At 61.9% G+C, this 12,315-nt stretch carries 11 protein-coding genes; 6 read left to right on the top strand and 5 right to left on the bottom strand.

Going from position 1 to position 12,315, the window contains the following annotated elements; all coding sequences use genetic code 11:
• Positions 1-228: 228 nt before the first annotated feature.
• Together ACEN42_RS33670 and ACEN42_RS33665 are read left to right on the top strand one after the other, a co-directional pair.
• Complete coding sequence (locus ACEN42_RS33670) at positions 229-1,554, top strand: MFS transporter (protein ID WP_371882976.1); 1,326 nt, start codon at positions 229-231, stop codon at positions 1,552-1,554.
• Positions 1,555-2,285: 731 nt separating this feature from the next.
• Positions 2,286-3,224, top strand: a complete 939-nt coding sequence (locus ACEN42_RS33665; RefSeq protein ID WP_371882975.1) for a helix-turn-helix domain-containing protein — start codon at positions 2,286-2,288, stop codon at positions 3,222-3,224.
• Between the two features lie 52 nt (positions 3,225-3,276).
• Here the strand turns inward: ACEN42_RS33665 and ACEN42_RS33660 are convergent, their stop codons facing one another.
• The 5 genes from ACEN42_RS33660 to ACEN42_RS33640 form a co-directional block, all read right to left on the bottom strand.
• Positions 3,277-3,777, bottom strand: coding sequence for a DoxX family protein (locus ACEN42_RS33660; protein WP_371882974.1), 501 nt, complete (start codon positions 3,775-3,777; stop codon positions 3,277-3,279).
• Positions 3,774-4,628, bottom strand: a complete 855-nt coding sequence (locus ACEN42_RS33655) for a DUF2063 domain-containing protein (RefSeq protein WP_371882973.1) — start codon at positions 4,626-4,628, stop codon at positions 3,774-3,776. Before ACEN42_RS33655 ends, ACEN42_RS33660 begins: the two co-directional genes overlap by 4 nt.
• A gap of 7 nt (positions 4,629-4,635) precedes the next feature.
• Positions 4,636-5,613 carry a hypothetical protein gene (locus ACEN42_RS33650; protein WP_371882972.1) on the bottom strand — a complete coding sequence of 326 codons (978 nt, stop codon included), beginning with the start codon at positions 5,611-5,613 and terminating at the stop codon, positions 4,636-4,638.
• Positions 5,610-6,524, bottom strand: a complete 915-nt coding sequence (locus ACEN42_RS33645; protein WP_371882971.1) for a DUF692 domain-containing protein — start codon at positions 6,522-6,524, stop codon at positions 5,610-5,612. Before ACEN42_RS33645 ends, ACEN42_RS33650 begins: the two co-directional genes overlap by 4 nt.
• 64 nt (positions 6,525-6,588) lie before the next feature.
• Entirely contained in the window at positions 6,589-6,921 is a 333-nt protein-coding gene (locus ACEN42_RS33640; protein WP_371882970.1) for a DUF2282 domain-containing protein, read from the bottom strand.
• 316 nt (positions 6,922-7,237) lie between these two features.
• Here ACEN42_RS33640 and ACEN42_RS33635 point away from each other — a divergent pair, with 316 nt between their 5' ends.
• Genes ACEN42_RS33635 through ACEN42_RS33620 form a run of 4 tightly spaced genes read left to right on the top strand, consistent with a single transcriptional unit; the run spans position 7,238 to position 12,184 of the window.
• Positions 7,238-7,522: a YtcA family lipoprotein gene (locus ACEN42_RS33635; RefSeq protein WP_238287785.1), complete on the top strand. Its 285-nt coding sequence runs from the start codon at positions 7,238-7,240 to the stop codon at positions 7,520-7,522.
• Positions 7,523-7,542: 20 nt separating this feature from the next.
• Positions 7,543-8,613, top strand: a complete 1,071-nt coding sequence (mdtN, locus tag ACEN42_RS33630) for a multidrug transporter subunit MdtN (protein WP_371882969.1) — start codon at positions 7,543-7,545, stop codon at positions 8,611-8,613.
• Complete coding sequence (locus ACEN42_RS33625; protein ID WP_371882968.1) at positions 8,610-10,718, top strand: FUSC family protein; 2,109 nt, start codon at positions 8,610-8,612, stop codon at positions 10,716-10,718. The genes mdtN and ACEN42_RS33625 overlap by 4 nt, the downstream gene beginning before the upstream one ends.
• Complete coding sequence (locus tag ACEN42_RS33620) at positions 10,715-12,184, top strand: MdtP family multidrug efflux transporter outer membrane subunit (protein WP_371882967.1); 1,470 nt, start codon at positions 10,715-10,717, stop codon at positions 12,182-12,184. The genes ACEN42_RS33625 and ACEN42_RS33620 overlap by 4 nt, the downstream gene beginning before the upstream one ends.
• The last annotated feature ends 131 nt before the right edge of the window (positions 12,185-12,315 follow it).

Below are 12,315 nucleotides of genomic sequence, written 5' to 3'. Positions count from 1 at the left end.
TCTAGGGATTGTAGGTGCATTCAGAGTTGCGCTCCCAATTTTTTCCGGATACAAATCTATCCATCAGCGTACTGACGAAATGCTGAAGGCAGGAGCGCCGGATGTCAATGATGGAAGTCAATACACCAAGTCAATAGAACGATGCGTCGCGCAGCGCGTGAATAGTCAGCATGCTGATTAAATGGCGAATGCGTTAAACGTCACCTTACTCAGAGTCTGGAGCCAAAAATGAGTTCTACCCCTGTACAGACGGACGACGTCGCCATCCATGGGCGGTCGATGTCACGCAACGATATCAAGACGCTGATGCTCGCGTCGCTCGGCGGTGCGCTGGAGTACTACGATTTCATCGTTGCGGTGTTCTTCACCAAGTTGCTCGCGACGGTGTTCTTTCCACCGCAGACACCCGAATGGCTCGCGCAGCTCGAAGTGTTCTGCATCTTCGCGGCCGGTTATCTGGTGCGCCCGATCGGCGGGATTTTCTTTGCTCACTTCGGCGACCGCATCGGCCGAAAGAAGATGTTCGCATTGAGCCTGTTCCTCATGGCCGCGCCGACGCTGCTCATCGGTTTGCTGCCGAGTTTTGCGACGCTGGGCATCGTCGCGCCGTTGCTCTTCCTGTTGTGCCGCGTCTTGCAGGGGCTTTCCGTCGGCGGGGAAGTGCCGGGTGCGTGGATCTTCTGCGCCGAGCACGTCAGACGTGATCGCATCGGGCTCGCGTGCGGGCTCCTGATGTCGGGATTGTGCACCGGCATCCTGCTGGGCGCGCTCTCGGCGAAGTTCCTCATCGGCAACATGGAACCGGCGGATCTGAAGAGTTGGGGCTGGCGTCTGCCCTTCATTGCGGGTGGTGCGTTCGGTCTGATCTCGGTCTATCTGCGCCGGTATCTGCAGGAAACGCCCGTGTTCGAAGCGCTGCGCGCAAAGCGTGAAGCGGACGCGCGTTTTCCGCTCGCGGTCGTGCTCAAGGAGCATCGCGGCGCGGTGATCGTCTCGCTGCTGGCGACGTGGGTCTTCTCCGGCATCTTCGTGCTGTACTTCCTCTACACGCCGACATTCCTGCAATCGCAGTTCCACTTCGCGGCGAAGGACGTGTTCACCAACAACTCGTGGTCGATTTTTGGGTTGATCATCGGCAGCACGTTTGCTGGATGGGCGGCGGACAAGATCGGCGGTGGCCGCGCGTATGCGATCGGCAGTGTCGCCATGCTGCTCGTATCCGGCGCGTTCTATATGAGCCTGAACGCGGGCAGCCAGTCGGTGTGGACGCTCTACATCATCGGCGGCTTTCTGATCGGGACCATCACGCTCGGACCGTACATCATCGTGAAGAGCTTTCCGCCGGAGGTGCGCTTTACCGGCTTCGCGCTCTCGTACAACACGGCTTATGCGATCTTCGGCGGCACCGCGCCCGCGATCGCCTCTTTCATGGTGGGGCGGCAGGGCTTCACGATGGCGCCTGCGTGGTACATCGGTGCGCTTTGCGTGCTCGGCGTGATCATCGGACTCACGTGGCGTGTGCCCGTGCAAGCCGAATCGACTGCCGCGCACTGATGCCAGGTCTCTGATCAGTTGCGTTTCCCGCGCCGAAGCCGATGCGGGAAACGTGCGCGTTCAAGCGACGACTCAGGTCTGTCGGCGGCTCATCCGATACAGACATCGGCCGTCTGGCTTTTGTGCTTCTCGTTCGCGTTCGCGAGCGTGAGCTATTCCGCGGCGGCCCCGTCGCGCGTATGTGTTTCTGCTGACGCGTTCGGCCAGCGCGCACATCGCGACTCTCTCGCCGGCTCGCAATCATGGGTGTGCTGGAAGAGTCCATCGTCGGCGCGCTCATCGTGTGCGAGGTTACGTAGAGCGACGTGGCCTCGCTCGGTATCCGCGCCGTGTCCTGAAGCGTGGTGGCGGGCTGCCTCGTCTATTACGCAATCGAGAAACCTCGTTCGGGCGACGGACGCATGTAACTCACCGCATCGCGCCCGCGAGAGATCAGCCAAAGCAGCAGACGGCAGGAAGCGTGGCCGCTCGTCTATGTGGTCGCAATCAGCGTCACACTGCTCGTATTACGGTCTCAGTTCTATACGGTTCGCGTGGAGGCCTTCACGATCGGCATTGATGAGCACACGAGACTTCCTGATCGGTCGCCGTTCAGCTTCCGGCTTTATTCTCGTGCAAGGTGGCCCGTTGACATCTCGCCCGCTGATATTGTCGTGATAGCATCGTTGTGCAAGGTGACCGCTTCGACGCAGCGGCCGAGTTCTCCGGTATCGCAGATCTGGCGCCGTGACATGTCAACGATTTACGAAACTGCCGAAAACCCCGTAAGCATCGACGAGATCGTCCATGTCTTATCGCATCGTCCCATTGCGACGACGCGCGAGCGCGAGTGGTCCGGCGTCACGGTGGACATGTACGCTCCGCTTCCCGATGTGTCCGATCGGTATCCGGCCCTCGACCATCATCTGATTTGTTATTGCCCCTCCGGGAGTGCCCGGCTGGTACAGGGGCGAGACGGGAGCGTCCACGAAAGTCTCGTCTCCGCAGGTGTTTCAATGCTCATGCCGGCCGGTTACGACTCGCTTTGGGAGGGCAGCGCGTCAGCAACGGCGAGGCTGCGCATTCCGGCGGCGCTGATCTCGTCCGCGGGCGAGCAGACTGGACGCCGCAGCACTTCGCAGATCGAGATCCGGAATGTGTTTGAGACTCGTGATCCCGTTATCGAGCATGTCGCGCTGATTCTAATGGGAGAGCTCGATCGCAAACCTCACCCCGCGCAAACACTCATTGTCGATCATGTGTCGTTCGCGCTCGCCGCGCATCTGATTCGAAGCTACAACGTGTTCGAACCCGTTGTGCCACAGTTGCCGCCGGCGCTGAGCAAAGTAGAAATTGCACGTCTTACCGCATACATAGAATCCAATCTGGATAGACAGATAGGGCTCGTCGAACTTGCTGCCATAGTGAACGTAAGCCGTTTTCACTTTACCCGCCTGTTCAAGCAAAGCACGGGTATGACAGCAATCAGCTTTGTCGAGCAATGCCGGATCCGGCGCGCTCAGTCGCTCATTATGGAAACGGCTCTTCCGCTTTCAGAAGTTGCACTGATGACCGGCTTTTCGGATCAAAGTCACTTTACCAGGCGTTTCCACCGCCATGTTGGTTACACACCTGCCGCGTTTGCGCGCGAGCACGGTCGGCGGCGCGGAGTGAAAGGGAAGCCGAACTGACTTATCGACGATCGGGATCGTCACGCGGCTGGATCGCATGTTTCATTGAGCCTCATTTTTTCCCCGGTTCTAACCAGCGGCGCACCAGGTGATCTACCGACAAAGGCCCTGGACCGAGCGCCATGATTGCAACCGCGAGCGACGCCCAATAGAGATGGAAATTCGCCCAACCGTCAGGGAACACCAGTTGAATCACTCCCGTCATGATCAGCAGAGCGAGGGCGACGAATCGGGTCGCGAATCCCAGCGCGAGTAACACGGGGAGCGTTACTTCTGCCACGGCAACGAGAAGTGCGACTGTGTCAGGCGCCGGAAAATCGTAAGCGCCGCCGAAGATATGAACTTTAAACTGATTCTCGAACAGGAAGAGCGTTGCCGGTGAGATGGACAGAAAGCCGTCCCATCGCGTAAGCCCCGATTTGAAGAAAGGAAGCGAGAGAGCAATTCGCAGCATGGGCGGAGCGATGACTCGTCCGAGTGCCTCGATCTTTTCCGAAGCCGCACGAATCAGCAGTCCGAAACGGAGCTTCGACTGTGCGCCGGACTGGCTCATGCGTCCCTCGCAATCGGGCTGAAGCGGGAGCCTTCACAGATATCCCAACCGGCAATCGCCTCGATCATGAATAGATCCCGAAGCGCGCCGGCCAGGTCGAAACTGGCGTGTTCTTCGAGAGCGAGCGTCGCCGCCTCTGCCACCGATGCGTTCGTGGCGAGGCTCCGGATGAAAGTCGCTGCGCCGGCGGGGAGGCGGCGAACTTCGACCTCGGCATGGGGGCGTACGACAAGAGCGCTTTCGCCTCCGCTCCAGATGTCGATTGCGGCAGGGACGCCGCCTTCGATGTTCATCGACCATATCTGAACGACGGGAAAGGACGACCGTACTACGCGTACCGAAGGATGCAGTACGAAAGCAATCTGCGGAAGGCTCCGGGACTCGATCGCGGCGAGCAGTGCCGGGTCGGCCGGCGACGCCTCTGCGGCGTGATACGCCTCCACCCATGCACGCTCGAATCGGGCGACATCATGCAGATACGGTACGCTCTGCGCGGGCTCAAACCTTCTGATGAAGTCCGGGAACGTTTCGCCATAGTCAAGCATGACTGGAGTCCTCGGCGGTTCGAGCGTGACGTACACGCGCGCCATTGCCGCGAAGAACTCATCGCCGGCGATGCGGCACACCGCCGGAAAGGCGGCCTTCAGCGCCCCGACGAGGCCAGCTACGACATTGTTCCGATGGACATTGAAGCGCTTCTCGCTGGCTTCCAGATTGGGGCCGACGAGACCCGGAGGAACCCGCATGTCCGGATTCAATAGCGCCGCGGCGAAGTGCCTCTGACGTTCGCACAGGCTCACTGGGTTATAGGCGGTGCCGGCCGATGCCAGAACTGAATGTTCGTGTGCCATTCCGTTCTCACGACCGACGCGGGCGTTGAACGACGTTCGTCCAGAACTCGCGAAGACTGTCTACACCGCCGGCCGTCGAACTCCAGAGTGTGGCGTCGCTAACCAGCAGGGTACCGCTGAAGGTGTCTGGCCGAGACTGGAGGAGGGCATCGAATGTCGTGTGGTCGTCTGTAAAGGGATGCGGCGGGGCGGTTTGGTCGATCCTCTGGCGGGCCAGGACTTCGAGTTTCTGCACAGCCTCGCCGAGACGCTCGAGTTGCGGCAAATGCGGATGCAGATTGAAAGTGTCGACTTGCTTTAGCAGACCCAGCCGATCGAGCGTTGCGTCGGCTTCAATCGGCGCCGGCGATCCGTCTGCTTCGGCGTCGGGTCGCAGTCCAAAGCGGTTTTCAACCGGTACGCCGAGACCCGCGAGGAGCGAGCGTGCGAGGCCGCCGAACCGTTGCCGGGGCGGAATCGTCTTGTCTCCGTGGTGTTCGTACTCTGCGATCTGACGTGACAACTGCTCGCTTTCCGGCAGATCCGCGACATCGCCAATGTCATGGTGCGGGCAAATGAAGGCAAGGTGGTCGGGTTGTCCAAGGAATGTGCGCAGCGCTTCGATTTCCGCGCTTCCCGCTGTTTGAGCCGTCCTGAGCGAGTCGAAACTGATCACGATCAGTGTGTCGACGCCGCTCAGAAGACGCGCATCGAGCGGCATGAGCGTGCCATCGTCGGTCACGCGCTCGATCTCCTTGACGCTCTCGCCCGTCAGCGCCACCGCCAGTTCGACGAAGGCGGTGAAGTTGCGCTTCATGATGTGATCGAGGAAACCGGCAATGCTCTGGTCGAACTGATGCGTGTCCGAGAATTCATGGAACTTCGGAAAAGCCATCCTGCGACTTTCGAAGAGCGCCGGGAATCGATCATCGATGACGTGCAGAGGCGCGCCGTTTTCTGCCGGCCGGCTCCACGCGTAATAGACCAGCACTTGCCGCTTGATCATGGTGTTTGGATTTCTGTCAGTTGGTGCCGCGTATTGTTGAACGGCGGCTGCCCGGTCATGACCTCAATGATTCGGTCCGCCCGCGCTGCTTCCGCCTGGAGGGTCGGCCAGTCGGGTATGTTCAAGTCCCATTCGATCAATGTGGGAATGGGACCGGTCCTGTGGATTGCTCGCGCGAAGAGTTCCCATACGATGTCTGCGACGTGACGGTCGTGAGTATCGATGAGCAGCGGGCGACGGTTTTCGTCCATCTCTTGTGCGTGTCCGGCCAGATGAATCTGTCGCACCGCCGCGAGGGGATATTCGTCGATATATGCAAAAGGGTCTCGCTGCTGGTTGATCGAAGCAACGAATACGTTGTTGATGTCGAGCAGCAAGCCGCAGCCCGTGCGCCTCACGATGGCGGAAATGAAGTCGGTCTCCGAGTACGTGCTGTCCTCGAAGGCCAGGTAAGTGGAGGGGTTTTCCAGCAACATCTGCCGGCCGAGGACTTCCTGCACCTCGTCGATGTGGTCCGCGACGCGCGCGAGGCTTTGCGCGGTGTAGGGCACCGGCAGCAGGTCGTTGAGAAAGCCGCAGTCGTGGCTGGACCAGGCCAGATGCTCGGAGAAGAGCTGAGTTGCGTAGCGATCGACGAGTACTCTCAGACGTTCGAGATGATCCGGGTCCAGAGGACGGTCTGCTCCAATCGACAGACCTACACCGTGTAGCGATAGCGGGTAGGACTCGCGTATGGCTGACAGGAATCGATGCGGCGGGCCGCCTGCGCCCATATAGTTTTCAGCATGAACCTCGAAGAAACCGATATCCGGGCGAGATTCGAGGACCGTGCGGTAATGTTCGGCTCTGAGCCCGACGCCGGCGCGTTGTGGCAGGCTCCGTGGGGCATCGAGAGGTAGGGACTCTGACATGGCCAGTCGTTGTTCCGATTAGAACTGTGGAGCCGGGCTAACGGTACCCGGCCGCTGATCGATGTCAGACCTTGGGAGACAGGCTGCCGGCACCGTTCGGCGTGGAGATGGTGGTGCAGGTTCCCTTGGGCACCAGTTTGAATGCATTGCCCTGGTAGTCGGCCGAACTCGTTCCCGCGCAGGTCGTTCCGGCGCCGGCGTAGCAGTCGTTTTGTCCCTTCAGCGCCGTACCGAAACAAGGCTCGACCTTGCCCGACTTCACAAGAGCGGTGTGTTCGGCCTGAATCTTCTTCTGTGCCGCGCTGAATTCCTGCGCACTTGCAGGCGTTGCCGTGATTGCGGCAAGGGCGGCGGCGAATGCACCGGCGACGAGAGTGGCAGTTTTGTAATCGGCCATGCGATTCTCCAACGTTAGAGAACACAGAAATCCAAAGGCATGGCGAGCGACCCGGTGTTCGTGTGCCCGGTATGTGTGGCGACGGATGCACCCGAGCGCGCCCTTGCATGCCAGCGAAAGTGAAAACGCTGCGGAGTAAGCATACGGAACCGGTCTGGTGGAAGATTGCACGGTCTTGCGCCGTTTGGTACAGGATTGCGATTGCGTCAGCAGGTGCGTCACGAAGACCTCGAAGAGTATGATCTGCTCAGTTTCTTCAAGACGATTGTCGGGACGGTTCAGGACAGTTTCGACACGTACGACTGTGGAGCGACACATGCCACGCGTCAAAGCAAAATGCCCGAAGTATGCTGCGAGCATTGCCGCCTTGTCCGCTATCCTGCTTTCGGGCTGCGCGTATTCGCCGTCCATCAGCGTGCTCGGCGCATACTTCCCGGACTGGCTCTTCTGCATTGTCGCGGGCGTTGCGCTTACCGTGGTCCTGTATCTGGTTCTCAGGCGGTCGCAGGCCAGCCATCTGTTATGGCCTTCAGCCGTGGTGGTTCCCACACTTGTTACGTTGCTTTCACTCGCTGTCTGGTTGACGTTGTTCCAGCATTGAATCTCCTTCAGGTGAGACCAATGGCGACGACTCCCGGCAAGACCAGAAAGAAACTGTGGCCGGCCATCATTCTGGTCGTGGCGACGCTGCTGTTGCTGGTGTTCGTCATTCGCCAGTTGGACCGCGCGCCGCGCACCGACGACGCCTACGTGTATGCCGATACGATCGATGTCGTGCCCGAGGTCAATGGCCGTATCGTCGAGCTTCCCGTCCACGACAATCAGGCGGTCAAAGAAGGCGATCTGCTGTTTCAGATCGATCCACGGCCGTATCAGGATGCGCTCACGCGAGGAAAGGCGTCGCTCGTCGCGCTCGATCGCCAGATCGAACTCACGCAGCGTACCGTCAATGCGCAGCAGTACAACGCGCAGTCGGTCCGGGCCACCGTCGAGCGTGCAAGGGCCGCCGCGAATCAGGCATCCGATACGCTGAACCGCATGGCGCCGTTGTTGCCGCAGGGTTATGTGTCCGCGGAGGACGTCGACCGCGCACGCACGGCACAGCGCGCCACGCAGGCCGAGCTAAGCGCCGCGCAACTGCAGGCGCAGCAGGCGGCCGCAGCCGTGAGCGGCGTCGATGCGCTTGTCGCGCAACGGGCCGTCGTCATGGCGGAAATCTCGATCGCCGAACTGCACCTCGAATATGCAACGGTGCGCGCGCCGTTCGACGGTCGCATCGTTGCGCTCAAGACCTCGACGGGACAGTACGCGTCGGCGCTCAAGCCCGTTTTCACGCTCATCGATACGCGCCGCTGGTATGTGGTCGCGAACTTTCGCGAAACGGAACTCGAAGGCGTGAAGGCGGGCACGGCCGCCACCGTCTACCTGATGAGCAACACGGCGAGACGCTATCGCGGCAGCGTCGATTCGATCAGCTTCGGCGTCGCGCCCGACGAAGGCGGATTCGCCTTGCCGGGCGGTTTGCCGCGCATTCAGCGCACGCTGAACTGGGTTCATGTTTCGCAGCGGTTTCCGGTGAAGATCCGCGTCGAGGATCCTGACCCGGAACTGTTTCGCGTCGGCACATCGGCGGTGGCGGTGCTGGAGCCCGCGCAGGGCACGGAGAGCAAACGCCGCGAGGAGCGCCCGTGACTGCCGCGGAGTACGTTCCCGACACCGTGCGCGGCGCAGGCGCATTTCTCGAGCGCGAGCTCGCGCCTTTCCCCGGCCGCGTCAACGTGATGCTGCGCTGCCTGCTGACGAGCGCGATCGCGATCGTCGCATCGATGGCACTGCAAGTGCCCGAGTTGCCGCTCTCGTTGCTGGTCGTGTTCTACGTCACGCAGTCGAACGTGGTGCTCACGCGGCTGGTCGGCATCATGTTCATCGTCGGATCGACGCTCGCGATCGGCCTCTCGATCCTGCTGCTCAAGTTCACGTTCGACTATCCGTTACTGCGCATCGTGATCGCGAGCGCGGTGTTTTTCGGCAGCGTGTATCTGCTGCGCGTGCTCAAGATCGGCGTGGTGTTCTTCGTCGTCGCGATTGTCGTGATCTATGTGCAAAGCTTCGTCGATCGGACCGATCAGGCCGACCTCTTGATCCGCGCGGTGCTGTGGGTGTGGGTCGCCGTCAACTATCCGATCGCGCTCACGCTCGTCGTCAATACGCTGCTCTTGCCCGCCGAGCCGCAATTGCAGCTCGAAGCTGAAATGCATCGACAGCTTGCGGCGCTGGACACCCGCCTGACGCAACTGATGGACGGCACGTCGGACATCGGGCCGGTCACGCTGACGGCGGTGCAACAAGGCGCGCTCACGCTGCAGAAACTGCTGCGCTTCACGACGATGCGTGATGTCCGTTATCGCGAGCATCAGGCGTTGCAGCTCGCGCGCATCGCGACAGTATCGCGTCTGTATCGTGGTGCGAGCGAGTTTCCGCGGACGCTGCCCGGCACATCGGACGCGCAACTCGCCGTGCTGCGCGAGCTGCACGCGAACGTGCGCGCGCTGGACGAATCGTTGAGGTCGGACGAGCCGTTGCGCTATGTCAGCATCACGACGCCGGCACAACGAGCAGCCGCCGACACGCTGCCCGCAGCCGGCGATGCGCAGCGCGCGCTGCATGCCTACGCCGACCAGCTTGCGCACGGCGCGCAACCCGGCAAGCCGCCGCCCGCGAGCGAACCGATGGTCGCGACTGACGCATGGACCAATCCCGCCTACATGCGCTTCTCGCTGAAGACGCTGCTGGCCGTCCTGGCCTGCTATGTCTTCTACAACGCCGTGGACTGGCAGGGCATCCATACGATCATGCTGACTTGCGTGATCGTCGCGCTGCCGAGCCTCGGCGCGTCGACGCAGCGTGCGTTGCTGCGGGTGGCCGGAGCGGTTATCGGCAGCGCGCTGGCGTTGTTCATGGTGGTATTCGTGATCCCGCATCTCGACGATATCGTCGGCCTGCTGCTCATCACGCTACCGGTCGTCGCGTTTGGCGCGTGGCTCGCGGCCGGTTCCGAGCGGATCGGCTATGCCGGCATTCAGCTCGTTTTTACGTTCTCGCTCGCGCTGCTCGATCAGTTCGGCCCGACCACGAACCTGACAGAAATCCGCGACCGGATGGTGGGCATCCTGCTGGGCGTGGGTGTCGCGACTTTCGTGCAGATGTCTTTTTGGCGCGAAGGCGAGAGTGACGTGCTGCGGCAGAAGCTCGCCGGCCTGTTGCGCGCCATCGCGGAGCAGCTTCGCCCGTCGCGCGCCGCCGATGCGACACCGGACGAATTGCCCCACGGCCAGCGCCAGTTGCAGGCGTGGGCAGTGCTGGCGGATTGCGAGACGACGCTCGCGCGCGTCGCGCTGGAGCCTGCGTGGCAGGAAGGAGAGCAGGCGCAACTGACCGTGCGCGCGCAAACGGTCATCGCGCAGGCGCGTGAAATCCTGCTCGCGGGCGATGCGCTGCGCAATGTGCTGGCGGCGCAAGCGGCACCGAGTCCTCGAACACTTGATGCCGCGCGTTCGATGCAGGAGCGCGCCTTCGACGCACTGCGCCGTTACGCGGAAGAACTGGCGGCCAGTCCGCCGGACGCTCGCGCGCCTCGGCACATGGAAAACGCCGAGCAAGCCGGCGAACCTTCCAGCCCCGCCGACGCATCGATCATCGCCGCGGCGGATGAACTGTCGCGGCAGGTCGCCGGACTGCCGGACTGGCGTATCGATGCGTCCGTCCCGACGCCCGCACCTCAGGCGCTGCAATCATGAATGCGCGCCTGGTCTGGCGAGGTGGGCTGCTCGCCGTGTGGATGTCGTCGTTGCTGACCGGATGCGCGCTGATCCATCACGATGGCGCGCCGCATGCGCCGATCGCGCCGGAGCAGATCGAGGTTGCGAACGACATTCATCTGCCGCCTGGCGGATGGCCCGCCGCGCGATGGTGGACGCGTTATGGCGATGCACAGCTCGATGCGTTCATCGAACAGGCGCTCGCCGCCGCGCCGACGATGGTGATCGCGCGCACGCGGGTCGCGCAGGCAAAGTCGGATGTGGAGCTCGTCAGGACGGGGTCGAGTCTTCAGGTGGTCGCGCTCGCACTGCTGAATCAGCAGCATGTCTCCGCACACGGCTTTCTCGGTCCCTTCGCGCAGGACGTGCCGGCGGAGGGGCTGACGGGCCCGTGGTACACGGAAGGCATCGTCGGACTCGGCGCGAGCCTGAACATCGATATATGGGGCAAGCAGCGCGCGCAGATCGCGGCGTCGGTGGGCGTGAGCAATGCGCGTCTCGCCGAGATGTCGGCCGTGGAACTCGAAATCTCGACCGATGTCGCGCAGCTTTACTACGGCATTCAGACGACTTATCAGCTGATCGAACTGTTGAACGAATCGCGCGCGGTCGCGGCGTTCGCGGTGCAGGCGCATGAAGCGCGGGCGGCGCGCGGGCTCGAGTCGCGCACCGAACTCGAAGCGGCACGTGCACAGGAACTCGCCATCGAACGGCAGATCGTCACGGCGCAGAATCAGGTGCGGCAGCTTCGCGAATCCTTGCGGGCGCTGGCCGGTGCCACGCCCGACGGCCTTCACGACATCGAACCGGCGGCGCTGCCGCCCGCGCAGGCGGCGCTGCCCGCCACGCTCTCGTATGAACTGCTCGCGCGTCGGCCCGATCTGCAGGCGATGCGCTGGTACGTGCAGTCCTCGTTCGATAGGATCGATGCGGCCAAGGCAGCGTTCTATCCGAGCTTCGACATCAAGGCGTTCTTCGGCTTCGACGCCTTGCATCTGCGCGATCTTTTCATGCATTCGAGCCAGCAGATCAACCTGATTCCGGGCCTGTATCTGCCGATCTTCGATGGCGGCCGCCTCAATGCGAATCTGAGCGGCGCACGTGAGGGCAGCAACTTGCTGATCGAGCAATACAACCAGGTCGTGCTGAACGCGGTGCGCGACGTCGCGCAGACAGGCAGCCGCCTTCAGGCGCTCGATTCGGAAGCGGCGTTGCAGCAACGGCGGATCGCATCGGTCGCATTCGTGCGGGACAGCGTCGAAGCGCACTACCGACGCGGATTGACGAGCCAACTCGCGGCGTTCGAGGCGCGCCAGCCCGTGATCGCCGAACAGGTCGCGCTACTTACGCTCAGCGGACAGATGCTGAGTCAGGAGATCGCGCTGACGAAAGCGCTCGGTGGCGGTTATCGCGCGGATCCGCCTGTCGAGTTGAAGCCGCGTTGAACGAGGCCGACTCGCTCGACCATGCTCAATTTTTCCCCCAGCGTGACTGCGTGGCCAACGGCACAGGCGTGCGGCCTCGCGAAGCAGCGACGTGACCGTGACCGGGAAAAGGTTTCGGTATCTAACATTAG

The sequence above is a fragment of the Caballeronia sp. S22 genome, from assembly GCF_964261745.1.
Lineage (GTDB): Bacteria > Pseudomonadota > Gammaproteobacteria > Burkholderiales > Burkholderiaceae > Caballeronia > Caballeronia jiangsuensis.
This window is presented reverse-complemented; position numbering and strand designations above follow the sequence as displayed.

Excerpts from the sequence above, each read along its gene's own strand:
- ACEN42_RS33670 (WP_371882976.1), top strand. The coding sequence starts at position 229 with ATGAGTTCTACCCCTGTACAGACGGACGACGTCGCCATCCATGGGCGG.
- ACEN42_RS33665 (WP_371882975.1), top strand. The coding sequence starts at position 2,286 with ATGTCAACGATTTACGAAACTGCCGAAAACCCCGTAAGCATCGACGAG.
- ACEN42_RS33660 (WP_371882974.1), bottom strand. The coding sequence starts at position 3,777 with ATGAGCCAGTCCGGCGCACAGTCGAAGCTCCGTTTCGGACTGCTGATT.
- ACEN42_RS33655 (WP_371882973.1), bottom strand. The coding sequence starts at position 4,628 with ATGGCACACGAACATTCAGTTCTGGCATCGGCCGGCACCGCCTATAAC.
- ACEN42_RS33650 (WP_371882972.1), bottom strand. The coding sequence starts at position 5,613 with ATGATCAAGCGGCAAGTGCTGGTCTATTACGCGTGGAGCCGGCCGGCA.
- ACEN42_RS33645 (WP_371882971.1), bottom strand. The coding sequence starts at position 6,524 with ATGTCAGAGTCCCTACCTCTCGATGCCCCACGGAGCCTGCCACAACGC.
- ACEN42_RS33640 (WP_371882970.1), bottom strand. The coding sequence starts at position 6,921 with ATGGCCGATTACAAAACTGCCACTCTCGTCGCCGGTGCATTCGCCGCC.
- ACEN42_RS33635 (WP_238287785.1), top strand. The coding sequence starts at position 7,238 with ATGCCACGCGTCAAAGCAAAATGCCCGAAGTATGCTGCGAGCATTGCC.
- mdtN (WP_371882969.1), top strand. The coding sequence starts at position 7,543 with ATGGCGACGACTCCCGGCAAGACCAGAAAGAAACTGTGGCCGGCCATC.
- ACEN42_RS33620 (WP_371882967.1), top strand. The coding sequence starts at position 10,715 with ATGAATGCGCGCCTGGTCTGGCGAGGTGGGCTGCTCGCCGTGTGGATG.